The organism is Pseudomonas sp. AA-38 (genome assembly GCF_029457475.1).
Taxonomy (GTDB): domain Bacteria; phylum Pseudomonadota; class Gammaproteobacteria; order Pseudomonadales; family Pseudomonadaceae; genus Aquipseudomonas.
Map to the genome: position 1 here is coordinate 1,598,793 of NZ_CP120359.1, position 25,587 is coordinate 1,624,379.

Annotated in this window: 19 protein-coding genes, 1 tRNA gene, 1 pseudogene and 1 riboswitch; of the genes and pseudogenes, 7 read left to right on the forward strand and 14 right to left on the reverse strand. The window is 65.1% G+C overall.

All coding sequences use genetic code 11. The annotated features are described in order from the left end of the window. Positions 1-44: 44 nt before the first annotated feature. Positions 45-1,832: a MobH family relaxase gene (gene mobH / locus PVE35_RS07380; RefSeq protein ID WP_277374239.1), complete on the forward strand. Its 1,788-nt coding sequence runs from the start codon at positions 45-47 to the stop codon at positions 1,830-1,832. Between the two features lie 25 nt (positions 1,833-1,857). Here the strand turns inward: mobH and PVE35_RS07385 are convergent. After that, positions 1,858-3,376: pseudogene (locus tag PVE35_RS07385) on the reverse strand (PLP-dependent aminotransferase family protein). 102 nt (positions 3,377-3,478) lie between these two features. Here PVE35_RS07385 and PVE35_RS07390 point away from each other — a divergent pair. The 3 genes from PVE35_RS07390 (at position 3,479) to glyA (ending at position 7,332) form a co-directional block, all read left to right on the forward strand. Further along, complete coding sequence (locus PVE35_RS07390) at positions 3,479-4,720, forward strand: benzoate/H(+) symporter BenE family transporter (RefSeq protein ID WP_277374860.1); 1,242 nt, start codon at positions 3,479-3,481, stop codon at positions 4,718-4,720. Between the two features lie 65 nt (positions 4,721-4,785). After that, on the forward strand, positions 4,786-6,018 hold the full coding sequence (locus PVE35_RS07395) for an aspartate aminotransferase family protein (protein ID WP_039748486.1): 1,233 nt from the start codon (positions 4,786-4,788) through the stop codon (positions 6,016-6,018). A gap of 42 nt (positions 6,019-6,060) precedes the next feature. Continuing rightward, entirely contained in the window at positions 6,061-7,332 is a 1,272-nt protein-coding gene (gene glyA / locus PVE35_RS07400; protein ID WP_277374240.1) for a serine hydroxymethyltransferase, read from the forward strand. A gap of 66 nt (positions 7,333-7,398) precedes the next feature. Here the strand turns inward: glyA and PVE35_RS07405 are convergent, their stop codons facing one another. Beyond that, positions 7,399-7,698: a helix-turn-helix transcriptional regulator gene (locus PVE35_RS07405; RefSeq protein WP_024889555.1), complete on the reverse strand. Its 300-nt coding sequence runs from the start codon at positions 7,696-7,698 to the stop codon at positions 7,399-7,401. Between the two features lie 104 nt (positions 7,699-7,802). Here PVE35_RS07405 and PVE35_RS07410 point away from each other — a divergent pair, with 104 nt between their 5' ends. Beyond that, positions 7,803-8,426, forward strand: coding sequence for a LysR family substrate-binding domain-containing protein (locus tag PVE35_RS07410; protein ID WP_277374241.1), 624 nt, complete (start codon positions 7,803-7,805; stop codon positions 8,424-8,426). A gap of 27 nt (positions 8,427-8,453) precedes the next feature. Here PVE35_RS07410 and PVE35_RS07415 read toward each other — a convergent pair whose 3' ends face one another. The 10 genes from PVE35_RS07415 to PVE35_RS07460 form a co-directional block, all read right to left on the reverse strand. After that, positions 8,454-10,379, reverse strand: a complete 1,926-nt coding sequence (locus PVE35_RS07415; protein WP_144735143.1) for an integrase arm-type DNA-binding domain-containing protein — start codon at positions 10,377-10,379, stop codon at positions 8,454-8,456. A 239-nt stretch (positions 10,380-10,618) separates the two neighbouring features. Continuing rightward, positions 10,619-10,692, reverse strand: a tRNA-Gly gene (locus tag PVE35_RS07420). An 83-nt stretch (positions 10,693-10,775) separates the two neighbouring features. Next, positions 10,776-11,663 (reverse strand): alpha/beta hydrolase, encoded by an 888-nt coding sequence (locus tag PVE35_RS07425; RefSeq protein ID WP_277374242.1) that lies wholly within the window; start codon positions 11,661-11,663, stop codon positions 10,776-10,778. Positions 11,664-12,045: 382 nt separating this feature from the next. Then, on the reverse strand, positions 12,046-12,738 hold the full coding sequence (locus tag PVE35_RS07430) for a 16S rRNA pseudouridine(516) synthase (protein WP_268182364.1): 693 nt from the start codon (positions 12,736-12,738) through the stop codon (positions 12,046-12,048). Between the two features lie 3 nt (positions 12,739-12,741). Beyond that, entirely contained in the window at positions 12,742-12,948 is a 207-nt protein-coding gene (locus tag PVE35_RS07435) for a cysteine-rich CWC family protein (protein ID WP_277374243.1), read from the reverse strand. After that, a complete protein-coding gene (locus PVE35_RS07440; RefSeq protein WP_277374244.1) occupies positions 12,948-14,414 on the reverse strand; it encodes a sensor domain-containing diguanylate cyclase in 1,467 nt (488 codons plus the stop codon). Before PVE35_RS07440 ends, PVE35_RS07435 begins: the two co-directional genes overlap by 1 nt. A 150-nt stretch (positions 14,415-14,564) precedes the next feature. Beyond that, the gene (gene uca, locus PVE35_RS07445) at positions 14,565-18,296 is read right to left on the reverse strand and encodes an urea carboxylase (protein WP_277374245.1); all 3,732 of its coding nucleotides are present in this window, start codon (positions 18,294-18,296) and stop codon (positions 14,565-14,567) included. A 232-nt stretch (positions 18,297-18,528) separates the two neighbouring features. Further along, positions 18,529-19,164, reverse strand: a complete 636-nt coding sequence (locus PVE35_RS07450) for an urea amidolyase associated protein UAAP2 (RefSeq protein WP_277374246.1) — start codon at positions 19,162-19,164, stop codon at positions 18,529-18,531. A 10-nt stretch (positions 19,165-19,174) separates the two neighbouring features. Continuing rightward, positions 19,175-19,903: an urea amidolyase associated protein UAAP1 gene (locus PVE35_RS07455; protein WP_277374247.1), complete on the reverse strand. Its 729-nt coding sequence runs from the start codon at positions 19,901-19,903 to the stop codon at positions 19,175-19,177. Between the two features lie 72 nt (positions 19,904-19,975). Next, positions 19,976-21,043 carry a putative urea ABC transporter substrate-binding protein gene (locus PVE35_RS07460; protein WP_277374248.1) on the reverse strand — a complete coding sequence of 356 codons (1,068 nt, stop codon included), beginning with the start codon at positions 21,041-21,043 and terminating at the stop codon, positions 19,976-19,978. 67 nt (positions 21,044-21,110) lie between these two features. Beyond that, a riboswitch (guanidine-I (ykkC/yxkD leader) is annotated at positions 21,111-21,209 on the reverse strand. A gap of 331 nt (positions 21,210-21,540) precedes the next feature. Here PVE35_RS07460 and PVE35_RS07465 point away from each other — a divergent pair. After that, a complete protein-coding gene (locus PVE35_RS07465; protein ID WP_277374249.1) occupies positions 21,541-22,566 on the forward strand; it encodes a 2-oxoglutarate and iron-dependent oxygenase domain-containing protein in 1,026 nt (341 codons plus the stop codon). Next, on the forward strand, positions 22,563-23,495 hold the full coding sequence (locus PVE35_RS07470; RefSeq protein WP_277374250.1) for a hypothetical protein: 933 nt from the start codon (positions 22,563-22,565) through the stop codon (positions 23,493-23,495). The genes PVE35_RS07465 and PVE35_RS07470 overlap by 4 nt, the downstream gene beginning before the upstream one ends. A gap of 351 nt (positions 23,496-23,846) precedes the next feature. On the opposite strand, the gene PVE35_RS07475 is transcribed toward PVE35_RS07470, so the two are convergent. Then, positions 23,847-24,650 carry an ABC transporter ATP-binding protein gene (locus PVE35_RS07475; RefSeq protein WP_268182380.1) on the reverse strand — a complete coding sequence of 268 codons (804 nt, stop codon included), beginning with the start codon at positions 24,648-24,650 and terminating at the stop codon, positions 23,847-23,849. Beyond that, a complete protein-coding gene (locus PVE35_RS07480; protein ID WP_277374251.1) occupies positions 24,647-25,462 on the reverse strand; it encodes an ABC transporter permease in 816 nt (271 codons plus the stop codon). The genes PVE35_RS07475 and PVE35_RS07480 overlap by 4 nt, the downstream gene beginning before the upstream one ends. Between the last annotated feature and the right edge of the window lie 125 nt (positions 25,463-25,587).

Consider the following 25,587-nt stretch of genomic DNA (forward strand, 5'->3'; position numbering starts at 1 on the left):
AGGCCAAAAGGCTCCTCCGGCCAGCCCATCACCAGGATGTCGCCATGCTTTCGCTGTTCCAGCGCAAACGGGTGCCGCTGGCCGCTGCCGCCGCGCCACCACCTGTCGAGCCTGCCAAAGGGCTGACGCCACCGCAGTCGGCCACATCGCTGCTGGCGGAGCCGCACCGGCGGCGGCTGCTGGAACATATCTGGCAGCGCACCTCGCTGTCGCGTCGGCAGTTCCGCTCGCTGTACCTGGCGCCGCTGGAGCGCTACGCCGAACTGGTCCAGCAGTTCCCGGCCTCGGAGGCGCATCACCATGCCTGGCCGGGCGGCATGCTGGACCATGGCCTGGAGATCGTGGCCTACGCGCTCAAACTGAGGCAGTCCCACTTGCTTCCGGCCGGCGCCTCGCCGGAGGCCCAGGCCGCGCAAGCCGAGGCCTGGACCGCCGGGGCCGCGCTGCTGCACGACATTGGCAAGATCGCGGTCGACCTGCACGTCGAGCAGGCCGATGGCCTGGTCTGGCACCCCTGGCACGGGCCGCTGCGGCAGCCGTACCGCTTTCGTTACCGGACGGATCGCGAGTACCGGCTGCATGGCGCCGCCACGGGACTGCTCTACACCCGTGTGCTCGATGCCGGCATCCTCGACTGGCTGAGCGACTACCAGGACCTGTGGTCGGCGCTGCTGTACGTGCTGGCGGGCCAGTACGAGCATGCCGGCACGCTGGGCGAGCTGGTCGTCAAGGCCGACCAGGCATCGGTGGCCCTGGCGCTCGGCGGTGATCCGGCCAGGGCCATGGCGGCGCCGAAGCATGCGCTGCAGCGCAAGCTGCTGGATGGCCTGCGCTACCTGCTGCGCGAGGAGTTCAAGCTGAACCAGCCCGGCGGCCCGTCGGATGGATGGCTGACCCAGGACGCACTCTGGCTCGTCAGCAAGACGGTCAGCGACAAACTGCGCGCGCATCTCCTGTCGCAGGGCATCGAAGGCATCCCATCGAACAACACCGCCGTCTTCTCGGTGCTCCAGGACCATGGCATCGTGCAGCCCGCCCCGGATGGGAAGGCGATCTGGCGGGCGACCGTCACGAGCGGCACCGGCTGGTCGCACAGCTTTACCTTCCTGCGCCTGTCGCCGGCCTTGATCTGGGAGTCGGGCGAGCGTCCCGCACCGTTCGCCGGCACGGTCACGACGGAAGAGCCCCTCCCTGGCGATGAGGCAGCGCCGGGCTCCGACGGCATCCCGGCCACCTCACCGCCCCCTGGGGTGGCGGATTCCCCGGCCGGGCTCGCGGACCCGGTCTCCGATCTGCTGTCGATGCTCGATGCATCCGGCGCAGCCACCGCCGGTGCATCGTCCGCCGGCGCGGAACCGCCGTCACCATCCGCCGGAGCAACTGTGACAGTGACCCATTCGGCGCTGACCGGTCCTGCCACGATGCCGGCTCCCGCGAAGGCCACGCCGTCCGGGGATGCCTTCATCGCCTGGCTCAGGCAAGGCATCGAGTCGCGCAAGCTCATCATCAACGATGCGAAGGCACTGGTGCATACCGTCGATGGCACGGCGTACCTGGTCAGCCCCGGCGTCTTCCAGCGCTACGTGCAGGAACATCCGGAGATCCAGGCGCTGGCCCGACAGGACGATCTGCACGACTGGCAATGGGTGCAGAAGCGCTTCGAGAAGCTGGGGCTGCACCGCAAACAGGACAGCGGCCTGAACATCTGGACCTGCGAAGTCACCGGGCCGCGCAAGTCGCGGCGGTTGCACGGCTATCTGTTGGCGGCGCCTTCGGCATTGTTCGCGGAAGTCCCGCCGGACAACCCCTACCTGTCCCTGACGCGGAGCTAGCAGCACGAAAGGCGCCAGCGCCGCCTCATGATGATCGGCGACACAGCGCACGCAGCACGCTTGCCAGCTTCTTGACAGCGATCTCCAGTTCATGGGGTGCATGGGCAGCAAATCCCATGAGGAAACCAGCCCCATCCCTGCCCGATGCATGGCTGCGCGATGCATGCAGCGCGGTCAGCCCCAGCAGGTCGATGCCGACCCGCCGTGCCGATTCCACCGCCTCGCGCTCGGGAATGTCGCGGATGAACACGCAAGGCATCTGCATCCCGCCAGCGGGCACCCTGGGCTCCACGAAGTCGGCCAGGTGCTGGCGCACCAGCTGCGCCAGCGCGGCGTTCCGCATAGACGGCCCGCATGGTTCGCACATGGGCTCCGAAATGCCCACCCTCGATGAAGCGAGCCAGGGTGAGCTGCGGGATCGGTGCGCTGTGCCCATCCAGCAGGGTGCGGGCCACCGTCATGGGCGACACCAGAGCCTCCGGCAGCACCATGTAGCCGATGCGCAGGCCGGGGAACAGCGACTTGGTGAAGGTGCCGATGTAGATCGTGCGGCCGTGGGGGTCGAGCCCCTGTACGCATGCGGTGGGCTTGCCTTCGTAGTGGAATTCGCTGTCGTAGTCGTCCTCGATGATCCAAGCCTGGTGCTGGCGGGCCCATTCGATGACGGCCAGGCGCCGGTCCAACGCCAGCGTAGCCCCGGTTGGGAACTGGTGCGAGGGCGTCAGGAACACCGCCCGGGCGGCATTGCAAGGGGTCTGCGCCTTTGCCAGCAGGTGCGCTATCTGCATGCCTTGGTCATCCATCGGCACGGGCACGCAATCCAACCCGGCGGCGTCAAATGCCTTGCGCGCCCCGTGGTACACGGGGTCTTCGATGAAGATGCGCTCGCCAGCATCGAGCAGCACGGTGGCGCACAGGGTCATGGCCTGTTGGGAACTGGTCAGCACCAGCACGCGCTCGGGTGTGGCCTGCGCGCCTCGTTCGAGGTTGACGTAGGCGGCAATGGCGCGTCGCAACGGCTCCATGCCCTGCGGTGGGCTGTGCAGCAGCGCCAGGGTGCCGTACTCCTTCAACACCTGCCGCTGCAAGCGCTCCCAGGTTGGCAGCGGAAAGCTGCGCGTCTCCGGCACGCCGGGCGCGAAGGGGCGCGACATCAGGAAGTCGCGCACGCCGCCGCCCTGGAGCATGGCATCGCCGCGCCGGCTCAGGCGCAGGGGTGCCTTGCGATCCACGCTCGTGCGCCGTGGTCTGCCGCGCCCGGGCAGCCACCGGGCCTGCTCGGACACGAAGCTGCCACTGCCGACCCGCCGCTCAATGAAACCTTCGGCGTGCAACTGGCCATAGGCCGACTCCACCGTGTCGCGGGACACCCCCAGCGACTTCGCCAACGCGCGCGACGCGGGCAGGGGGCGGCCTGCATCGAGCGCGCCATCCAGGATCAACTGGCGAATGGCCCGCTGTACCCGTGCATGCAGGGGCAAGGCGCCGTGCGCGGGGTCGCCGAGCCAGGCTTTGACGGATTCAAGTTGGGCATGTCTGAACAATTGGCAGGTACTTCATCTGAAAATTGGTGGGGAACATCATGCCATTAAAAGTCTATCGTCTCATGGTCTTTTCGTCCCCATGCCAGGAACCCACTTCAGATGATGCCGTCGGACCCTTCAGCTTCGCCCGTTCGTTGGAACGATCTCACCCATCCCGTCATGGCCGGACTGATTTCGGTCATCGTCAACTATGGCGGCACTTTCATCCTGGTGTTCCAGGCAGCCAAGGTCGCGGGCCTGAGCCCGGAGCTGACGGCCTCGTGGGTGTGGTCGATTTCCATTGGCGTGGGCGTGACAGGCATCATTTTGAGCTGGGTATCCCGCGAACCGATCATCACCGCCTGGTCCACGCCGGCAGCGGCGTTTCTGGTCACAGCACTGGCAACCACACCTTATGCCGAGGCCGTCGGGGCATACCTGATCTCGGCTGCCGCCTTTGTGCTGCTGGGCCTGTCGGGTTGGTTCGAGCGCGTTATCCGTTTGATACCGCCAGGCGTGGCTGCCGGGCTGCTGGCCGGCATCCTGCTGCAATTCGGCACTGGCGCCTTCGGCGGCTTGAGCGTCGATCCGCTGCTGGCGGGACTGCTGATCGCCGCCTATCTGGTGTTCAAGCGCTTTTCCGCGCGCTATGCGGTGGTGGGCATCCTGGTGCTGGGATTGGTATTCCTGCTGGCGCAGGGCCGCGTCGATCTGTCGGGACTGAGCCTGAAACTGGCCGCGCCGGTGTTCACCGTGCCCGCGTTCTCGCTCAACGCCTTGTTGAGCGTGGCGTTGCCGCTGTTCCTCATTACCCTGACCGGGCAGTACATGCCGGGCATGCTGGTATTGCGCAATGACGGCTTCAAGACCAGCGCCAACCCCATCGTGACCATCACGGGCCTGGGTTCGCTGCTGATGGCGCCGTTCGGTTCGCACGCCTTCAACATCGCGGCGATCACCGCCGCCATCTGCACGGGCCGGGAGGCACACGAAGACCCGTCCAAGCGTTGGATCGCGGGGATGGCCGCTGGGGTGTTCTACGTTCTGATCGGCGTGTTCGGGGTGACGCTGGCCGCGGTCTTCATGGCCTTCCCGGCGACCTTCATCACCACGCTGGCGGGCCTGGCCCTGCTGGGGACGATCGGCGGCAGCCTAGCCACCGCCATGTCCGATGCCAAGACCCGGGAAGCCTCACTGATCACGTTTCTGGCGGCCGCCGCCAACATCACCTTGCTGGGCATTGGCGGGGCGTTCTGGGGGTTGGTGCTAGGGCTGGCGGCGCATGCTGTGCTCAACGGGCGGGTGCTGCTGCGGGTACGTACATCGGTCATTACGCCTACGCCTGCAAACGAGAGGGTGAAGTGATGACCGAGGCTTTCAACACACGGACTGACGGTTACGCCAACCGTGCCGAATTCGAGGAATCTCCCATGCAGACGACCGCCCCTCACCTGATGCGCGCCTACGCCCGCCAACCTGTCTCATTCGTGCGCGGTAACGGCGCGCGGCTCTGGGACGAGCAGGGCGTGGAGTACCTAGATGCCATTGCCGGTGTCGCGGTTACCAGCCTGGGTCATGCCCACCCGGAAATCGCGGCCGTCATCGCCGAACAGGCCGGGGCGCTGCTGCACACTTCCAACGTGTTCCGCATCGACTGGCAGGAGCAGTTGGGGGAACGCCTGTGTGCGCTGACCGGGATGGAAAGCGCCTTCTTCTGCAACTCGGGTGCGGAAGCCAACGAAACCGCCCTCAAGTTGGCCAGGCTGCATGCCCATCGCAGGCAGGTGGCACGACCGCAGATCCTAGTCATGGGCAACGCCTTCCATGGCCGCACGCTGGCCACGCTCGCCGCCACAGACAACGCGGCCAACCAGCAGGGTTTCGGGCCGTTGCTGCCTGGCTTTCTGCGTGCTCCCTACGGTGATATCAGCGCGGTACGCCAGGCGGCAGAACAATCCCCGGACATCGTGGCGGTGTTGATCGAATCTGTACAGGGCGAGGGCGGCATTCGGGTGGCCAGTGCCGAATACTTGCGCGAACTGCGCGCTTTATGCGACCAGAGGGACTGGTTGCTGATGCTCGACGAGATCCAGGCCGGCATGGGGCGCACCGGCGCGTGGTTCGGGTACGCGCACGCGGGCATCTCACCGGATGTGGTGACCCTGGCGAAAGCGCTGGGCAATGGCTTTCCCATCGGCGCGTGCCTGGCGCGCGGTATTGCGGCAGACCTGTTCTCGCCGGGCCAGCACGGCTCGACCTTCGGCGGCAATCCGCTGGCTTGCCGGGTGGCCTGCACCGTCCTCGACATCATGGCCCGTGACAGGATGCCCGAGCGCGCCATGGTGCTGGGCGCTCGCTTGCTGGTGGGCCTGCGCAAGGCGCTGGCAGGTCACCCGCACGTCCTCGCCATTCGCGGCCTGGGACTGATGGTGGGTATCGAACTGGACCGGCCCTGCAAGGAACTAGTTGGGCGCGCGCTGGCTGAGCAGCGCCTGCTCATCACCGTGACCCGAGACACCGTGATCAGGCTATTGCCACCATTCGTTTGCGACGAGCGTCAGATTGACGACATTGTGGTGCGTGTAGCGCGCCTGCTTTCATCTGACCTGGTTGATTGCGAGGTTTGGTCTGTTCCGGCTCAGCCGATGGACATCACCGTATGACGTCCAACCCCAACCGCTATCCGCCCGACCAGGACGCACACCATGTATGACACTTCTGTTGCCCTCGCCGATTTCGACCCGGAACTTGCCCTGGCAGTCCACCACGAAGCGCGCCGTCAGGAGGATCATGTCGAACTGATCGCCTCCGAGAACTACGCGAGCCCTTTGGTGATGGCCATCCAGAATTCGGTGTTCACCAACAAGTACGCCGAGGGTTACCCAGGCAAGCGCTACTACAGCGGCTGCGAGCATGTGGACGTGGCCGAACGCTTAGCCATCGAGCGGCTCAAGGTGCTATTCGACTGTGATTGGGCCAACGTCCAGCCCCATGCCGGCGCCCAGGCCAACGCAGCCGTGTTTCTGGCGCTGGCCAACCCCGGCGATACCGTGATGGGCATGAACTTGGCTCAGGGTGGCCACCTGACCCACGGTAACCCATCCAACTTCTCCGGCCGCCATTACAAGATCGTGCCTTATGGACTCGACCCCCTAACCGGGCTGATTGACTACGACGAGATGGAGCGCATCGCGATGCAGGCACGGCCGAAACTGCTGATCGGCGGCTTCTCCGCCTATTCGCGGCACAAGGACTGGGCACGCATGCGCGCCATCGCCGACAGGGCGGGTGCCATCTTCTGGGTGGACATGGCCCATGTCGCCGGCCTGGTGGCGGCAGGCGAGTATCCTGACCCGTTGCCCCACGCTCACGTGGTCACCAGCACCACCCATAAGACCCTGCGCGGCCCGCGTGGCGGTATCATTCTCTCGAAGGGGCAGGACGAGGGCCTTTACAGAAAGCTCGACTCCGCCGTATTCCCCGGCGTCCAGGGCGGGCCGCTGATGCATGTTATCGCCGCCAAGGCGGTGGCGTTCAAGGAGGCGCTGCAACCTGCATTCAAGGCCTACCAGCGCCAGGTGGTGGCGAACGCTCGCGCCATGGCCGCCGTGATCCAGCAGCGCGGCCACAAAATCGTTTCGGGCGGTACCGACAATCACCTGATGCTGATCGACCTGTCCGCCAGGCCCTACACCGGTAAGGATGCGGACGCGGCGCTGGCCGATGCCTGGATCACCACCAACAAGAACAGCGTGCCTGGCGACCCGCGTTCGCCGTTTGTGACCTCTGGCGTGCGCATCGGCACGCCCGCCGTGACCACGCGCGGCTTCGGCGTGGCCGAGTGCGAGCAACTGGCCGGCTGGTTGTGCGACGTGCTGGATGCATTGGAAACCGGTGGTGCTGGATTAATTGCCGTGCGGGATCGAGTAAGACAGCAGGTGGCGGATCTGTGCCGTCGCCATCCCGTCTATCGATAGGTAATCACTGACGGCAATGCGGCGCCTGCGTACTACCTCGTTGTAGGTGAGAGACGCAACGCCGACCTAGACAGCGTCTTCCTGTTTTTCGGACAGTTGCGCCTCGGTCGCAGCCATCAGTGCCGCGGCCGAGCAACCCAGCCCCTTCGCGATCCGCAGGATCAACACCAGCGTGGGCATGTGCTCGCCGCGCTCGATCTTGCCCATGTGCGATCGCGCGATACCCGCCTGTTCCGCCAGCACCTCCTGCGCCAGCGCCTTCGCGGACCGTGCCTCGCGCACGGCAACGCCGAAAGCGCGCGCTGGCTCGCTTTCATAGGTTCTTGTTCCCGCAGGTCTCCCGCGTTGCACTGATCGCTTCTGCATCAACAGAAGCGTCACGTTTCACGCGAATTTAAACCACGTTAAACTTATCTCATTGGCCGATAGCACGCGGTTTTTTCCAGTGTCGGCGTTGTGCAGGTGACACGATGATCGCTTCCGATTCTTTGAACATTGCCTTGTCGGACTGCTTGGCCTATCCCCGGTTGTCGGTACCGATGGCAGAACATCGTAGGCGTCATCCGGACAACCCGATTCGTCTTCACGAACAGCGCCTGGAGGATCAGCATCGAGGACTGCTCGCGGGGGCTTTCGAGGCAGGCCTCTGCCAATCGCCCGCAGCACCTGAAGGCATCGAAGTCCGACCCGTCTGGCGCGACGCGCTGGCATTGGCCGTGTCGGCCCATCACCCCTTGCTGGCCTTCGCGTCAGTGTCCCTGGAGCAAGCGGCCGACCACCCTTGGATCGCCCTGGATGGGCGCGACTGTGTCGGCTACTGTGGGCAAATCGACTCACTGCTGACGGTGGCCGGCGTCGTCCCCTCGGCCGTCACGACGGCCACATCGTTCGGGTTGATGATGACCTTGGTGGCCGCCGGCTACGGTGTCTGCCTGGCACCCGCCGCCCGCATCGACGGCCATCGTGCCCTTGGCGTTGTCCAGCGTCCCTTGCAAGAGGGAGCACTGATGCTCACCACGTACTTCCTGAGCCGTCGAAATACGGACAGCACCCGCCTGGAGCCGTTCTTCCAAGCGCTCCAGGCAAGCGCCTGACCGAACTTCGGCGCGACCCTGGCTCGATCAGTCTCTGGGCGTCACTTCGGCGGCATCGGCAGCTACGGCTTCGCGCACCAGCCGCTGCACGCTTTGCCGGACCTGCTCAGGAAACTCGGTCGTCACGACTGGCTCGCTCGCCTGCATGCACTGTGCGGCCACCAGCCGCGCGGCAAGGTGCAGGTTCGTTGGGTTGACGGCTTCGATGGCCGGCCGTGTCCCGAGCGCCTCGTACGAGCGCAGGAGTGCGTGGTAGATGTCCCAGGTGTCGATGCCCCGTGGCAGTTGCTTCAGCACGGACTGGACCAGCCTGCGCTTGAGCGGATCGAGCTGCCAGTCTGGCACTCGCTGCCCGCGATGCCCCATGTGGATCGACAGCAGGTTGCCGGCCTGGATCTCGTAGGTGATCCAGCGGCGCGACTTGCCCGCGAGCCTGGCGTAGTCCGCCACTGAGAGGTTGTGCGGCGCCTCGAAGGTCTCCAGCACTTGCTGGCGTTCGCGCTGCACCTCCGACAGGCGCGGCCGTGCGTACTCGGGCATGCGCACGGCCGACAGCCGCTGCACCGATGCCGGCGCTTCGGGTTGGCCGGGCGCCGGCGCGGTCACGATCAGTTGCGGCGCGGAGAGGTCGACCACCGGCGGCTGCGCGGCCGCCTGGCCGGCGATGGTCGGCAGGCCTTGGAGCGTGATGGTCAGATGCCGGCTGGCAACCTCGACCTGGTTCTGCTCGAACAGGTCCAGGCGATCGGCCCAGTCCTGCATCATGACGCGGCGCTGCTCGACGTATTCGGCATGGTTGTAGGTCGCGCTGATCCTGTCCGGGTCGGCATGCGAGAGCTGGGCGTCCACCCATTTCTTCGGGTACCCGAGTTCGTTCAGCGCCGTCGAGATCGTGGCACGGATGCCGTGGCCGGTCAGCTGGTCCTCGTAGCCCATGCGCTTGAGCGCCCCGTTAAACGTGTTCTCGCTGACGGGATGCTTGAGGCACCAGTCGCCCGGGATCAGGTAGACCTGGGCCGGCTTGAAGTTGTCGAGCAGGTGGCGAACGATCTCCTGCGCCTGCACCGACAGCGGCACGATGTAGGGCGGGATGTCGATGAGACGCTTGCGCTTCTTCCTGGTGAGCAGCTTGCGCTGCTTGAGCCTGGCCACCGGGATGATCCACAGGCCCCGGTCGAGGTCGAACTGATCGGGCGTGGCGAAGCGCAACTCGCCAGTGCGCACACCGGTGAGCATCAACAGCCGCAAGCCCAACTGCGTGTTCAGGCGCCCGCGGTACTTGCGCAGTGTCTGCAGCATGACCGGCAGCTCGTGCATGCGCAGGAACGGGTTGTGTTCGACCGGCGGCAATGGCAGCGCGACCACTTCCAGGTCCCTGGACGGGTTATCGCCCATGTTGGGAATCGCCACCGTGGCGTAGGTGAACAACTGGGTGAACCAGGTCCTCAGCTTCTCGGCCACCGACAGCGAGCCGCGCTTTTCCACCTTGCCGATGATGTCCAGCAGGTGTGCGCGGGTGATCTCGTAGATGGTCAGGTGCCGCAGCGAGGGGAACACGTCTTTCTTGAAGACGCGCCCGATCTGTTCAAGGCTGGTCTGCCGTCCTTCCTCCAGCGAGAGCCGGCGATGGGCCAGCCATTGCTCGTAGACGGCCATGAAGGTGTGCTCGCCGGCCAGGACGATCGCGTGCCGCCTGCGCTTGCGTTCGCTGTGCGGATTGACGCCCTTGGCGAGCAGCGAGCGGGCTTCATCGCGAAGCGCACGGGCGTCCTTCAGCGAGAGCGCTGGATACGTGCCGAAGGACATGCGGTCGCGCTTGCCGCCCCACGAGAAGCGGAAGTGCCACGCCTTTGCACCGGTGGCTGAAACAAAGAGGGAAAGGCCGTCTGTGTCGGCCAGGGTGTACGGTTTGCCGGTCGCCTTGGCCTGGCGAACCGTGAGGTCCGAAAGCATGATCCCAACTCCTTGAAAGCGAGTTGAGTGCCATGTTTCCCATCGGGCCCCGGCTCCCCCAGCAACAATGCGGAACTGGGAAGCTCCGCATTGCGATGTACCACCTAATGTACCGGTTTTGACCGGCTGTCAGTGGATTTCGCTGGACGTCACTGGATCGAAGATTCTTAAAAAATCGAACCGTGACAATGACTTGCAACACTCCATGGACGTCCCTGGAACACCATGGAAAGTTGAAGTGGAGCGGGTGATGGGAATCGAACCCACGGCTCTAGCTTGGGAAGCTAGGGTATTACCATTATACGACACCCGCAGCGGGTGCCTTTATACCGGAACTCGACACAGAAATGAAGCGCGGAGCATGGCGATAGACGCATTCGCCGCACCTGGCGCCCGTCACACTGCCATCGCCTGCAGCTCGCGCAGGTCGCCTTTGGCGGGCAGTTGCAGGCGTTTGCTGGGGGCGTTGAAGAAGTCCAGCAGCACGCGCTGTGTCTGCAGCCAGGCGGCCTTATGCTCCATGTCGAGAAAGTGGCCGGCGTCGTCGATCACGGCGAACTGAGCGTGGTCGATGTGCTGGGCGAACAGGCAGGCGTCTTCCACCGAGGTGTATTCGTCACGGTCGCCGTTGACGAACAGCAGGGGGATGTCGATGGCCTGCAGGCATTCCTTGCGGCAGTGCGCTTCCATATTGAGGATCTGCTTGATGTGGGCGTACATCTGCAGGTACTCGTGCTCGTCCAGGGTGCTGATGTGCTTGTGGTTGAAGCGCTTGAACAGCGACGGCAGGTGTTTGCCGATGGTGCTGTTGACCAGCAGGGCGACGTTGTCGCGATCGATGGCATTGAGAAAGCGCAGGCCCTTGTGCAGGTAGTCGAGCATCGGCACGTTGAGGATCGGTGAGAAGGAGCAGATGGCGGCTTTCTCCAGCGTCGCCGGGCGTTGGGCCAGGGCGAGCAGGGAGGCGACGCCGCCCCAGGAGAAGGACATCAGGTAGTGGGCGCCGTAGTGGTCGATCAGCTTGAGCAGGATGACCGCTTCGTCTTCCTTGCTGATGGGGGTGAAATCGCTGTTGTACGGCTTGGACTGGCCGGCATAGGGCAGGTCGAAGGCCACGACGTTGTACTGCGGTTGCAGATACTTGACCGTTTGCGCGAACGAGGCGGTGGTCGCCAGAGAGCCATTGACCAGGATGATGGTCTTGCTTGCTGCCGGGTTGCCGTAGAACTCCGTGTGTACCTTGTGCTTCCTGTTGATCTCGACGACTGCGGTTTCTGGCCTCATGTCGTTTCCTCCTGGCGCAAGTAGGTCAAGGCGAGCGGCTGGCCGTTCGCGTTGGTTTGAGCAGTAAGAAAAGCGCCTGAGCGTGACAGCTTCATGTCAGGCTGGAGATTTTTATAAGTTTAGGAATTTCAAGCAGTTAGGATCGAAACAGGCGGGCGCTCCAGGCATTTTCAGGGCCGGGAGAGAGCGGTGTTACCAGGCAGGAATCCAGTCGGTGCAGAGCACCAGCAACCGAAGAATCTTTTCGTTCGTCCCGCTGTGACTGATTGGTCACGCAAAGACTTATGGTTCGATTCAAGCAGTTACCTTGCAGCCACGCAAGGGCGAGTCACATCTTTATGGACGATTGTGCTAACCGTTGGTCGGGTCGTCAGGAAAACCGTCAGACGCTGGCGATTTCCGCATCCGTCAGGGCACGGTACTGGCCGGGAGCCAGCTGTGGGTCGAGAGCGATCTCGCCCATGCTTTCGCGGTGCAGGGCGACGACACGGTTGCGGAAGTGGCCGAACATGCGCTTGACCTGGTGATAGCGCCCCTCGAACAGGGTCAGGCGGGCGTGGTGGCTGTCCAGCACCTCGAGCTGGGCGGGCAGGGTGGTGAGATTCTCGAAGGCGAAGTACAGGCCACGGGCGAAGACTTCGGCGTATTCGTCGGTGATCGGCTGCTCGGTGGTGACGTGGTAGACCTTGGGCTTGCGTTGCTGTGGCTGGGTGATGCGCCGCGACCAGCGCCCGTCGTTGGTGATCAGCAGCAGGCCGCTGGTGTTCAGATCGAGGCGGCCGGCCAGGTGCAGGTCGTGCTTGTCCGGCTCGTTCAGCAGGTCGAGTACGGTGCGGTGTTCGTCATGTTCGGTGGCGCTGACCACGCCCACTGGTTTGTGCAGCATCCAGTAGCGGGCGCTGCGCCCGGCCTGCAGCAGTTCGTCATCCAGCTCGACGCGCTGGAAGTCGCGGATCTCATGGCGCGGGTCGCGGACGGTCTGGCCGTCCACGCGTAGGCGGCCGGCGCTGATCAGCAGGCGGCTGTCCTGGCGGCTGAAGCGGGGGAAGTTGCTCAGGAAACGATCCAGGCGCATGGCTCAGTCGTGCTCGCGGCGTTCGATGGCATCCAGCGCGCCGGCGCAGGCCGGGCACAGGCAGGCCTGGTCTCGTTGCTCGGGCGTCAGGCGCTGCAGCGCGGCCGGGTCGATCTGAGCGTCGAAGCACCAGCAGGGTTCGTCGCTGCGGCCTGCCGCGACGCTGCACTGGTTGGGCTTGCCGCACAGGGGGCAGCGTTCGCTATCCATCAAGGCTCTTCACAGACGCGGTCGCGCCCGGCCTGTTTGGCGCGATACAGGGCACGGTCGGTGCGGCCGAGCAGGGTGTGCAGGCTTTCGCCCGCTTGCCAATGGCTGAGGCCGAGGCTGACGGTGACCTGCAGCCTTTCGCCGTCCACCGGGTAGCGCTGTTCGGCGCAGTGCTGGCGCAATTTCTCGGCCAGCTCATGGGCGGTCTGATGCTCGGTGTTCTTCAGCAGCAGGATGAATTCCTCACCACCCCAGCGGCAGAGGATATCGGACTGGCGCAGCGCGCCGCGCAACTGTTCGGCGAAGCGGCGCAGCACCTCGTCACCGGCCAGGTGGCCATGCTGGTCGTTGATCTGCTTGAAGTTGTCCAGATCCAGCAGCACCGCGCACAGCGGGCTGTTGTCGCGTTGCGCCTCCTGCAGGGCCTTTTCGGCGAGGATGTCGAAGCCACGACGGTTGGGCAGCTCGGTGAGGGCGTCGGTGGTGGCCAGGGCGGCGATGCGTTGCTGGTAGCGGCGGATCACCAGGCTCACCAGGGTGAGCACGATGACGGTGACCAGCAGGCACAGCAGCAGGTTGAGGTAGAGCCCCTGGCGGATGCCGACCAGGGCCTTGTCGTGCTTGTCGACGAACAGGTACCACTCCAGTTCGGGAATGTAGCGCACGTTGAGAAAATGCTCGCGGCCATGCTCCTGATACTCGAAGCGGCCGCTCTGCGGTGTCGGCAGCTTTTCCATCAGGCCAGCCAGGCCAGGGATATCCGCCAGCGATTCGCCGACCTTGGCGCCCAGCGGCCCACCCTGGGCGCCGGTGAGGGTGATGCGCCCTGTGGTGTCGACGAAGTAGACGCTGCGCTCGTAGCGCTGCTGGTATTCGTCGATCAGCTTGACCACGGCGTCGACGGCCAGGCCGACGCCAGTGGCGCCGATGAAGTTGCCGTCGTAGTCGAGCACCTTGTAGTTGATGAAGATGGTCAGGCGGTCGGCGTTGGCCATGTCGACATCGACGTTGATCTCGTAGGGTTCCGGCTGCATGCGCAGGCGGTAGTACCAGACGTCGCGCGGCTCGCTCGGCTTGACCTGTTTCAGCACGCCCTTGGATTGGTAGTAGGTGCTGGTTCTGTCGGAAACGAAGAAGCTGGTGAAGGCGCCGTAGTGTTCCTGCACTTCGCGCAGGTAGCGGGTCATCTGCTCGCTGTCCTGCTCGCCGGCCAGCACCCAGTCGCGCAGGAAGGTGTCGCGGGCCATCATCGAGGAGATGAGAATGGGGCGTACCAGATCCTTCTGGATTTCCGAGTAGACGGTGTCGGAGGTCAGCGGCAGCTCGGTGTTGATGATGCTGTCGCGGATCGAGTCACGCGAGGCGTAGTAGCTGAGCAAGGACGTGGTGAGAAAGCCACTGCCGAGCAGAAACAGGAGCAGCAGCACCAGCGAGGTTTGCGTGTGCCGTTTGGAGCGCAGCAGCATCGTTGAGTCCGTCAACGGGGAATGGCGTGATGCTAGCTTGTCAGGCAGGCCAAGCGCCAGTTGTGATCACAATTTATGGCCGTCATGTAGCCCGGATGCAATCCGGGAGGTGCTTCCCGGATTGCATCCCGGCTTCCCTGTAGCCGTGCTTCAGGCTTCTTCCAGTATCACCACGCGCTGCCCGGCGCGTACGGGCGAGCCCGGTTGCACGCGCACTTCGCGCACGGTGCCGGCCATGGGCGCGGTGAGTGGAATCTCCATCTTCATCGACTCGAGGATCACCAGCACGTCGCCAGCCTGCACCTGGGCGCCGGCTTCCACCTGCACTTGCCAGAGGTTGCCGGCCACATGGCTTTCGATGGCGTGCTGGCCGGCCGCGAGCGGGGCGTCTTCGCCTTGTTCGGGGGCGGCTTCCTCCACCTCGAAATGTGCCTGGCCACTGTCGATCCAGCGTTGGCGTTCGGCATCGAAGGCCGCGCGCTGCTGCTGGCGGAAGGCAGCGATGCCATCGGCTTCGTCATCGAGGAACTGCTGGTAGTCGGTCAGGGCCAGCTCGCTGTGTTCGATGCGCAATGGGTAGCGGCCCAGCGGGAAGTCGCGGCGGATGCGCAGCAGTTCCTCTGCCGATACCGGGTAGAAACGAATCTGGTCGAAGAAGCGCAGCAACCAGGGTTTGCCATCGAAGGCCTCCACTTCGCGGTAGCGGTTCCACATCTGCAGGGTGCGGCCAACGAACTGGTAGCCACCCGGGCCTTCCATGCCGTACACGCACATGTAGGCGCCGCCGATGCCGACGGAGTTCTCCGCCGTCCAGGTGCGCGCCGGGTTGTACTTGGTGGTGACCAGGCGGTGGCGCGGGTCGAGCGGCGTGGCTACCGGCGCGCCGAGGTAGACGTCGCCCAGGCCCATGACCAGGTAGCTGGCGTCGAACACCGTGCGGTACACCTCGTCCAGATTCGGCAGGTCGTTGATGCGGCGGATGAACTCCAGGTTGCTCGGGCACCAGGGCGCGTCCTTGCGCACTGTGGTCATGTACTTGTCGATGGCTAGCTGGCAGGCCGGGTCGTCCCAGGACAACGGCAGGTGGACGATACGCGACGGCACCTTGAGGTCGCGCGCGGCGCAGACGGCATCCCACTCGCCGGCGACGATATCGAGCAGCGTCTGCAGGGCCAGGGTTTCCGGTTGGTAGTGCACCTGCAGCGAGCGGATGCCGGGGGTGAGGTCGATCACGCCGTCCAGTTGCTTGGCCTCCAGCGCCTGCATCAGCGCATGGCCACGGAAGCGCAGCACCAGGTCGAGTTCCGGCTGGCCGATTTCCAGCAGCAGGTGGGTGTCGCCGGACAGGCGCGCGACCAGGCGGGTGTCGGCTTGGCCGATATCCAGCACGATGGGGGAAGCCAACACCGAACGGCTCCCTCTCCCATTTATGGGAGAGGGTTGGGGAGAGGGGCTTTGGGCGTTTTCAAGAACCCTCTCCCCCGGCCCCTCGGCTTGAGCGTCCTGCGTCGCCCTACCTCCTGCATCCATGCAGTCGTCTCCCGCAAGCGGGAGAGGGGAGACAAGCGCGAGTTCGGTGTATTCGCGTGCATCGCTTTGCGCCAATTCCCGCGCCTTGGCGATATCCACCGGCACGAAGCGCACCTTGTCGCCGGCCTTGAGTTGGCCGAGCTGCCACAGGTCGGCCTCGATGATGGTCACCAGGCAGACGAAGCCGCCGAGGCTGGGGCCATCCGGGCCGAGGATCACCGGCATGTCGCCGGTAAAATCCACCGCGCCGATGGCGTAGGGGTTGTCGTGGATATTGGAGGGGTGCAGGCCGGCTTCGCCGCCGCTGTCGCGTACCCACTCGGGTTTCGGCCCGATCAGGCGCACGCCGGTGCGGCTGGAGTTGAAGTGCACTTCCCAGTCGGTGGCGAGGAAGCGCTCGACATAACCGGGCGTGAAGTATTCCGGTGCGCCGTGCGGGCCGTAGATCACCCGCAGTTCGCGCACTGCCGGCAGGGGCGGGCAAAGTTCGGCGGGCAGTTGCGCGCCGGCCTCGTTGCTATCGAGCGGCAGCAGGTGCAGCACATCGCCGGCGCGCAGGGCGCGGCCAGCGTGACCGCCGAACTGGCCGAGGGTGAAGGTGCTCTTGCTGCCCAGGTAGTCCGGCACCTGGATGCCGCCGCGAACGCTCAGGTAGCTGCGTGCGCCGGCACCATTGATGGTGCCGAGTGCTAGGGTGCTGCCGGCTGCGATCAGCAGCGCGGTATTCAGCGGCTGGGCGACGCCATCGAGGCTGACGGGGATCTCGGCGCCGGTAACGGCGACCACGGCGTCGGTGTTGAAGCGCAGGCTGGGGCCGCTCATGGTGATTTCCAGGCCGGCGGCGCCCTTTTCATTGCCGAGCAGGCGGTTGCCCAGGCGCAGGGCGCGGTCGTCCATCGGGCCGGACGGCGGTACGCCGACCGCCCAGTAGCCGAGGCGGCCGGGGCAGTCCTGCACGGTGGTCTGGGTGCCGGCACTCAGTACCTCGAAGGTGGTCGCTTGGTAGACGAGGTTTTCCAGGCAACGCGTCCAGGGATGGCCGCTGGCGAAGGGGGCGTCGGCCAGGATCTGGCGCAGGTAGTCGCGGTTGCATTCCACGCCGTACAGCAGCGAGTCGGCCAGGGCCTTGTCCAGTGCGGCGCTGGCCTGCTCGCGGGTTGGTGCCCAGGTGATCAGCTTGGCGATCATCGGGTCGAAGTAGGGCGGAATCTCGCAGCCTGCTTCGACCCAGGTGTCGATACGCAGGGCCTTGCCGTCGGCTTCGGGAAACTGCACGGCGGTGAGCAGTCCGGGGCTGGGTTGGAAATCACGGCCCGGATCTTCGGCGTATAGCCGTGCCTGGATGGCATGACCGCTGGGCTGCAGGGTGACAGCCAGTTCGCTCAGCGGCGCCAGGTCGCCGGCGGCCAATTCGATCATCCAGCGCACCAGGTCGACGCCCCAGACCTGTTCGGTAACGCCGTGCTCGACCTGCAGGCGAGTGTTCACTTCGAGGAAGTAGAAGCGCTCGGCCTCGCTGTCGTAGACGAATTCGACAGTGCCGGCGCTGCGGTAATTCACCGCCTTGGCCAGCTTGATCGCCGCTGCGCACAGCTCATCCGCCATACCGGCCGGCAGGTTCGGCGCCGGGGTTTCTTCCAGCACCTTCTGGTTGCGCCGCTGCACCGAGCAGTCGCGCACGCCGAGGGCGAGCACTTCGCCCTGGCCGTCGCCGAACACCTGCACTTCCAGATGGCGGGCACGCTGGATGTACTTCTCGATAAATACGCCGCTGTCGCTGAAGTTGTTCTGTCCCAGGCGCTTGACCGCCTCGAAGGCTTCGGAGAGCTCGGCAGCCGAGCGACACACACGCATGCCGATGCCGCCACCACCCGCGGTGCTTTTCAGCATCACCGGGTAGCCGACCTGCTCGCCTGCGACCAGCGCGGCGTCGAGGTTTTCCAGCAGCTCGGTGCCTTCGAGCATGGGCACGCCATGCTGCTTGGCCAGGGCGCGGGCGGTGTGCTTGAGGCCGAACACGCGCAACTGCTCGGGCGTCGGGCCGACGAAGGCGATGCCGGCCGCTTCGCAGGCTTCGGCGAAGGTGGCGTTTTCGGAGAGAAAGCCGTAGCCGGGGTGGATGGCTTTTGCGCCGGCCTGTTTGGCGGCGGCGAGGATCTTGTCGACCACCAGATAGGTCTGTGCAGCCGGGCCGTCGCCGAGGGAGAAGGCTTCATCAGCTTGCTGGATATGCAGGCTGGCCACGTCCGCTTCGGAATACACGGCCACGCCGCCGACGTTCAGCTCGCGCAGGGTGCGCAGGATGCGGCAGGCGATGGCGCCACGGTTGGCGATCAGCAGTTTGTCGAACATCGTCATTGACCCTCGAAGGGCGTGGCGGGCCGTCCCGCCGTCATTCGTCGTGCGCCACGGTCGTCCGCAGCGAGCGGCAAGCCTCGAGCTACAAGCGGCAAGAGGGTTGCATGTGTAGAAGCGGCCGGGCGGCGTTCCGCTTTTGCCGCGAACTGGCGAAGCTGGTGGATGTAGAAAGCGACATCCACCCTACGGTTGCTAGGCGCCGTACCGCTTGCAGCTTGCGGCTGCTCTATTCCCACACCAGCACTTCGGCCGGAGTCGGGTTCCAGCCGTTGCAGGGGTTGTTCAGTTGCGGGCAGTTGGAGATCAGCACGATCACGTCGACCTCGGCTTTGAGCTCCACATACTTGCCTGGCGCGGAGATGCCGTCCTCGAAGGTCAGGCCGCCCTCCGGAGTTACGGGAACGTTCATGAAGAAGTTGATGTTGGCGCCGATGTCGCGCTTGCTCAGGCGGCCGTCGTGCAGGCTGGCGCGCAGGAAGTTGTCGCGGCAGCTGTGCATATAGCGCTTATCCAGGGCATAGCGCACGGTGTTGCTCTCCTGCGCGCAGGCGCCGCCCAGGGTGTCGTGGCGGCCGCAGGTGTCGGCGACTATGGTCAGCAGCGGGTTGCCGAGGTTGGAGTAGAGCACCGTGCCGGTGGTCAGGTAGACCTTGTTCTGCTTGCGCAGGGTGCGTTGCGGGTCGAAGCGCTCGCGTGGGTTCCTGGCGGCGAAGAACAGGGTGTCGATCGCCTGGTTGCCTTCCAGGTCATGCAGGCGCAGGGTCTGCCCGGCCTTGACCTCGAACAGGTAGGGCTCGCCCGCCGGGATGGTGTGGCGGAATGCGGCGGTTTCGGGATGCAGGTTGCTTGCGGTCAGGCTCATGTCGGCATCCTCACAGGTACTGGCGTTCGGTGTTGTGGAAGGCGCGGCCGTTTTCCGGGCGCGAAGTGCGGCACAGCACGCTGATGCCGTCGCTGTCGACCCTGCTCCAGCGCAGGTGCACCGGCTTGGGCGCGTACTGCGGGTTGGGATCCATCGGGTGCTGCAGGGCGGTGAGCACCACCAGGCAGTCCATCGGCGCGTACAGTTCGATGTAGTCGCCGGCCTTGCTGTTATCCGGCTGGAAGTGGAAGGTGCCGTCGGCGTCCACATCCACACGGCTGAACAGGTTGAGGTTCATCAGCAGGTCCTGCAGGTTCAGGTTCCACTTGCCCATTTCCACCAGCAGGTTGTCCATGCCGTTGCGGAAGAAGCCGTTGCGCAATTCCTGATAGCGGCCCTGGCCGTACTTCTCCAGCACCTCTTCGGCATTGAGCACGCCGCCGAAGCTGTCGTGCCAGCCGCAGGTGTCGGCGGTGATGGCGGCCAGTACCTTGCCCATGTCCGAGTACAGGCAGTGGCCGACGGTGAGCTTGGCGGTGTGCTGGCCCTTGAGGGTGTCCGGCAGGTTCAGGCGCTCGCTTTTCTCAGCCGCGTTGAACAACAGCAGGCTGACGTTGGCGCCGCCTTCGATATCGGTGATGCGCAGCAACTGGCCACGCTTGAGCACGAAGGAGGTGTGGCCGCCGCCGGGGACGGTTTCTTCATACAGGGTTGGGCGCAAGGTGGGGGCAGTGTTCATGGATACCTCGGGATCGGATCTTGTGGCGTCAGGCGCCGATGGGCGCCTGAGCAGCAGAGCGGGGCTTTTGCTTCAAAGCTTGCCGTCGACGGCCATCTGGATGTAAGTCGGGTCGAAACGCAGCTTGATATTGGCGCTGTCACCAGTGCTCACACCGCCTGCGAAGGTCATGCCGATGGCGTCGGCACTGCGCGCGCCTTCACCGAGGATGCCGTGCTCGAAGCTGAAGTTGGCCACCTTGCTCATGGTCTCGGGCAGGGCCGGGCTGGTGACGAAGTCCAGGGTTTCCTTGGGCGTGTAGAACAGCTTGGTGGTTGCCAGTTGCGCCTGGAAGCCGGCCAGGTCGGTGCCGGAGGCCTTGGCCATTTCAGTCAGGGCTTCGCTGGCTTCGGGCGTGCCGGATTGCATCAGGTCGAGAATCTCGAACCAGGCGCCGACCAGGGCTTTGCCGAAGTCCGGGTTGTCCTTGAGGGTCTGGGTGTTGACCACCATCATGTCGAGGATCTCGCCGGGGATCTTCGAGGAGTCGAACACCTCGGTGCTGCCCGGCTGGGCCTTGATCTCCGCGAGCATGGGGTTCCAGGTGGCGGCAGCCTGCACGCTGGGGGTGGAGTAGGCGGCGATGATGTCGGCGTCGGAGGTGTTCACCACGGTCACGTCACGCTCGCTCAGGCCGGCGGTTTCCAGGGCGCGGGCGAGGAAGTAGTGGGACACCGACAGCTCCACCAGGTTGACGCGCATACCCTTGATATCGGCCAGGGTCTTGCCTTCGCCCTTGATCAGCAGGCCGTCGTTGCCGTTGGAGTAATCGCCGACGATCAGCGCGGTGCTGTCCACGCCACCGGCGGCGGGGATGGTCAGGGCATCCATGTTGGTCATGGTGCAGCCGTCGAACTGGCCGACGCTGTACTGGTTGATGGATTCGACGTAGTCGTTGAGCTGCACCACATCGATGTCGATGCCGTACTTCTTCGCCCATTTGTCGATGATGCCGGAGGTGCTGGCATGGCCCCAGGGCATCCAGCCGGCGTAGAGCGTCCAGCAGACGCTGAAGCTGTCTTTCTTCTCGGCGTGAGCGCTGAAGCTGAGCACCGCGGCCAGGCCGGCGGCGGCGAAGGAGAGCAGACGGTACTTGCGCATTGGAACCTCCAGTCGTGATGAGTGCGGGCAGGAGTCGCGGCACGTTCCGAATGGTGCGGAAGGCGCGTTCTCCCGGGCTTTTATCCCGCCGTGTAACCTCACTGGAGGTCGATGACTCTCGGACCAGCACCCGCTCGCGCGGATCGGAACCCTAGTCATCCATTTCGCAAATTGTGGTGCCGCGATTCCGGGAAGACCCGGCTAAAACCTGCACGCTCAGGTCTTAGCGAATTGCGTGCCAGCTCGTCACAGCCCATGAATGGGAGGCTTGGCAAGGGTGTCGGGGGGATTCGTGCCGCCTGATGGGGCCTTTGAGGCGCGTATTGCACCGTTCGGGGGCGATTCGTCGGTGGCAGGGGCCATGGATGGCGCTGTGGCGGTGGCATGGAAATCGCTATTGGCCCCGTGCAGGGGCGGCCTCGTTGTCGCCTTCGGGACGACCCGGCCCGCTGCTCGTCTGGACGACCAGGTAACTCGCTTGTTCGAGGGAGATTGCCATGGCGCATACCCATTTCACTTCCATTCCCCTGATCAACGTCTCCGGGCTTTATGCCGATAGCCTCGCCGAGCGCCAGCGCGTTGCCGACGCGCTGGGCCGCGCCGCGCGTGAGGTCGGTTTTCTGCAGATCACCGGGCACGGCATTTCCCGCGAGCTACGCGATGGCCTGATCGAGCAGGCGCGGCGCTTCTTCGCGCGGCCGCTGGAGGAGAAGATGCGCTTCTATATCGGCCAGTCGAGCAACCACAGCGGCTACGTGCCGGAGGGCGAGGAGCAGTTCGCCGGTGGCAGCAAGGATTTGAAGGAAGCCTACGACGTCAATTACGACTACACCGAGGCGACCCAGGTCTATCCGCTGCTGGGGCCGACGCAGTGGCCGGACTCGGCGGACTTCAAGCGCGCGGTCAGTGCCTATTACCGGGCGGCGCTGGCACTGGGTGACACCCTGTTCCGTGGCTTTGCCCTGGCGCTAGGGCTGGCCGAGGACACCTTCGCCGCCATTACCCGGCGTCCCACCAGTCAGTTGCGCATGATTCATTACCCGCTCGACCCCGACCCGGTGGCCGACCGCCCTGGCATCGGTGCGCACACCGACTACGAGTGCTTCACCATCCTCTTGCCCACCGCCGAAGGCTTGCAGGTGCTCAATGGCGATGGCCAGTGGATCGATGTGCCGCTGCTGGAGGACGCTTTCGTGATCAACATAGGCGACATGCTCGAGGTGCTCAGCAACGGGCATTTCGTCGCCACCTCGCACCGCGTGCGCAAGGTCAGCGAGGAGCGTTTCGCCTTCCCGCTGTTCTGCGCCTGTGACTACCCGACGCGCATCGCGCCGATTGCCGGCCTGCCGGCGCGTGGTGAACGTGAGTACCCGCCTGTGATCTGCGGTGATCACCTGTTCGCGCAGACCGCGCAGACCTTTCGCTATCTGCGCCAGCGCCTGGAGGACGGCTCGCTGCAACTGCCCGACGGTACGTTGGGTCTGTCCAGCTTCGGTCAGGGGCGCCGGGAGGTGACGGCATGAACCTGCTGCAACTGGCGAGCCGTTACCCGCACCGCGCCGAGGGCGGCGTGCCGGACTGGATGCTCGGGCACTTCCGTCGGCGCACCATCAGCTTCGCCGATGGCCGCAGCGATGAGCGCACCCAGGTGCACTGGTTGCAGAGCCGCACCTTCACCATCGACCTGCGCCTGCCGGACGCGCCCGCGCTGCCCGTGCGCGCCTGGCAGGACTACGACGCCGCCGAGCTGCGCCAACTGGCCAACCACGAGGGCTGGGTAGCCGACAGCATCTGGCAGAACGGCTATCTGAGCTGGCACGGCGGTGTGAGCCTGCAACTGCACAACCGCTGGCCGGAACCGGCGCAACTGCGGCGCATCGGCAACTGCATGATCGAGTTCGGCACCAGCGGCGCTTACGTCGAAGACTGGCGTTTGCAGGCCAGCAGCGGGCCCTTGATCGGCCTGCGCCTGCTGCAGGAGTGTGATGCGCACAGCGGCGAGGTGCTGCTGCGGGGTGGTGGTCTGATTCTCTGTGGCGACAGACTCGGCTGGGTTCAGGGGCGAGCCGTGGAGCCGGGCGAATCGTCGCTGCAACTGCGCGAGCGAGTCGAACAGGCGCGTGGTGATGGCCAGGCCCTGGCTGCGCTGTTCGACTTCGAGACCTCACTGGCCCATGCCGATGAGTTGGGGCGTTATCGCGTGGTGCTGTCCACCTTGCCGGCACGAGTGGGGCAGGCCGTTTCGCTGGAGGGCTTCGAGGTGCCGGAGGCAGGCAGTCTGTGCCAGCGCCTGCAGCGGCCGGACGGCCGCGATGTGGTGCGCACCTTCCTCATCGACACGTTGGAGCCGGATTGGCGGGCAGAGCTGGCCACGCCCTGCACCGAGGAGGCGCAGCGCTGGTTCGCCGCCGAGAGGGAAACCTTGTCGCGGTATCTGCAGGTGTTGAGCTAGGCAGCGGGGCTGGATTCATAGCTGCAAAGCTCGCCGCTGAAGCGCGACATTCTTTGTAGGGGCGCGCGTCGATTTGTAGGGTGCGCCGTGCGCACCGAAACTGCGGCCCTGTAGCCGGATGCAATCCGGGAAATACACTCGCCGCTGAAGCGCCTCCCACAGTAGCCCGGCTCCATGCGATTCGTGAGAGGGGCTTTCGGCTCGGGCATCCTGCTTCGCTCTACCTCCTGCATCCATGCAGTCGTAGCCGCGACGATGCAGCAGCAGAGGTGGTGCGCATGGCGCACCCTACGGTTATCGCGCGGTCTGCCTGCGTAGGGTGCGCTGCGCGCACCGAAACAGCCGCTGCTATCAACGGGCAGCAATCCGCTCGGCCAGTTCGCTGGGCAGTTGCACGTGCGCCCGGCGTGCCTCGTTCAGCGGCAGGTCGTAGGTGATGCGCGCGCCATAGGCGCCAGGTGCCTGCGGGTCGTGGCGTACCTTGTCGAATACCAGCAGGCGGGTGCCGAGGCTGAAGCCTTCGGACAGGTCGTGGGTAACCATGAACACCGTCAACCGGGTTTCCTGCCACAGCTCCAGCAGCAGCGTGTGCATGTCCTTGCGGATACCGGGGTCGAGGGCGCCGAAGGGTTCGTCGAGCAGCAGCACCCGTGGCTGCATGATCAATGCCTGGGCGATGGCCAGACGCTGCTGCATGCCACCGGAAAGGGCGCTGGGGTACTTGTCCAGAGCATGACCGAGGCCGACCCGGGTGAGGATGCTGGCGGCACGCTCGCGGGCTTCGCGTTTGGCCGCGCCGAGCAGGCGCCCGAGCAGTCGCGACTGGCGCAGCTCCAGGCCGAGGGCGACGTTGTCCAGCACGCTCAGGTGCGGGAACACCGAATAGCGCTGAAACACCACGCCACGGCTGGGATCGGGCTCGGCCATCAGCGGCTCACCGCCGAGCAGAATCTGCCCACGACTGGGGCGCTCCTGGCCGAGCAGCAGGCGCAGGAAGGTGGACTTGCCGCAGCCCGAGGCGCCCACCAGGGCGCAGAACTCGCCTTCGGCGATGCTCAGGTCGAGGCGCTCCAGCACGGTCTGGTCGCCGTATTGCTGCCAGACATTCTTCACTTCGATGAAGGCGCCTGCTGCGCTGCTTTTCTTGTCGCTCATGCCTTGGCTCCTTCATACCAGGGGAAGCACAGCCGGGTGAGCTGGCGCAGGCCCAGATCCAGGGCCCAGGCCAGCAGGGTGATCCAGGCCACGTAGGGCAGGATGATGTCCATGGCCATGTAGCGACGCACGAGGAAGATGCGGTAGCCCAGGCCGTCGGTGGAGGCGATGGCTTCGGCGGCGATCAGGAACAGCCAGGCCGAACCGAGCACCAGGCGCAGGGAGATGAGCAGGCGTGGCAAGAGTTGCGGCAATACCAGGCGCAGGATCAGCGTCCAGGTGTTGGCGCCGAGGGTCTGCGCCTTGATCAGCAGTTCGCTGGGGATTTCCCGGGCGCGTTGTTCGAGGTCACGGGCCAGCATCGGTGTGACGCCGATGACGATGAGCATGACCTTGGACAGCTCGCCGAGACCGAAGACGATGAACAGGATCGGCAGGATGGCCAAGGGTGGAATCATCGACAGCACGGTAAGCAGCGGTGACAGCGGCGTGCCCAGCAGCGGCAGGGTGCCGGCGGCGATGCCCAGCGTCAGGCCCAGCAGCGCGGCGATGCCCAGGCCAAGGCCGATACGTTGCAGGCTGGAGGCGGTGTCCTGCCAGAACAGGTACTGGCCGCTGCGCTTGTCTTCGTTGAAGGCCAGGCGGTTCATGGCTTCGGCCATCTGCCCGGCACTGGGCAGCAGTTTGTCGTTGGGGTTCTCGGCCAGACGGCTGGTCGAGGCATTGAAGTAGACGAACAGCAGCAGGGCGAAGGGCAGCAGGATCAGCAGCAGGCGACCGCTGCGATCCGGATGGCGGTTGATCAGGCGCATGGAGAATCCTCTTCGGCCCAGGAACGAAAGGCGTGCGCAGCTAGCGGACGCAAGGGGATACGAACGTCAGGCCTGTGGAGAGGACGGCTGACAGCCGTTGATGCGAGTGGGGCATACCCATGGTG

Excerpts from the sequence above, each read along its gene's own strand:
- PVE35_RS07455 (WP_277374247.1), bottom strand. The coding sequence starts at position 19,903 with ATGAACACTGCCCCCACCTTGCGCCCAACCCTGTATGAAGAAACCGTC.
- PVE35_RS07415 (WP_144735143.1), bottom strand. The coding sequence starts at position 10,379 with ATGCTTTCGGACCTCACGGTTCGCCAGGCCAAGGCGACCGGCAAACCG.
- PVE35_RS07425 (WP_277374242.1), bottom strand. The coding sequence starts at position 11,663 with ATGAGGCCAGAAACCGCAGTCGTCGAGATCAACAGGAAGCACAAGGTA.
- PVE35_RS07410 (WP_277374241.1), top strand. The coding sequence starts at position 7,803 with ATGATCGCTTCCGATTCTTTGAACATTGCCTTGTCGGACTGCTTGGCC.
- glyA (WP_277374240.1), top strand. The coding sequence starts at position 6,061 with ATGTATGACACTTCTGTTGCCCTCGCCGATTTCGACCCGGAACTTGCC.
- PVE35_RS07460 (WP_277374248.1), bottom strand. The coding sequence starts at position 21,043 with ATGCGCAAGTACCGTCTGCTCTCCTTCGCCGCCGCCGGCCTGGCCGCG.
- mobH (WP_277374239.1), top strand. The coding sequence starts at position 45 with ATGCTTTCGCTGTTCCAGCGCAAACGGGTGCCGCTGGCCGCTGCCGCC.
- PVE35_RS07470 (WP_277374250.1), top strand. The coding sequence starts at position 22,563 with ATGAACCTGCTGCAACTGGCGAGCCGTTACCCGCACCGCGCCGAGGGC.
- PVE35_RS07465 (WP_277374249.1), top strand. The coding sequence starts at position 21,541 with ATGGCGCATACCCATTTCACTTCCATTCCCCTGATCAACGTCTCCGGG.
- PVE35_RS07405 (WP_024889555.1), bottom strand. The coding sequence starts at position 7,698 with ATGCAGAAGCGATCAGTGCAACGCGGGAGACCTGCGGGAACAAGAACC.
- PVE35_RS07390 (WP_277374860.1), top strand. The coding sequence starts at position 3,479 with ATGCCGTCGGACCCTTCAGCTTCGCCCGTTCGTTGGAACGATCTCACC.
- PVE35_RS07475 (WP_268182380.1), bottom strand. The coding sequence starts at position 24,650 with ATGAGCGACAAGAAAAGCAGCGCAGCAGGCGCCTTCATCGAAGTGAAG.
- PVE35_RS07440 (WP_277374244.1), bottom strand. The coding sequence starts at position 14,414 with ATGCTGCTGCGCTCCAAACGGCACACGCAAACCTCGCTGGTGCTGCTG.
- PVE35_RS07395 (WP_039748486.1), top strand. The coding sequence starts at position 4,786 with ATGCAGACGACCGCCCCTCACCTGATGCGCGCCTACGCCCGCCAACCT.
- uca (WP_277374245.1), bottom strand. The coding sequence starts at position 18,296 with ATGTTCGACAAACTGCTGATCGCCAACCGTGGCGCCATCGCCTGCCGC.
- PVE35_RS07430 (WP_268182364.1), bottom strand. The coding sequence starts at position 12,738 with ATGCGCCTGGATCGTTTCCTGAGCAACTTCCCCCGCTTCAGCCGCCAG.
- PVE35_RS07480 (WP_277374251.1), bottom strand. The coding sequence starts at position 25,462 with ATGCGCCTGATCAACCGCCATCCGGATCGCAGCGGTCGCCTGCTGCTG.
- PVE35_RS07435 (WP_277374243.1), bottom strand. The coding sequence starts at position 12,948 with ATGGATAGCGAACGCTGCCCCCTGTGCGGCAAGCCCAACCAGTGCAGC.
- PVE35_RS07450 (WP_277374246.1), bottom strand. The coding sequence starts at position 19,164 with ATGAGCCTGACCGCAAGCAACCTGCATCCCGAAACCGCCGCATTCCGC.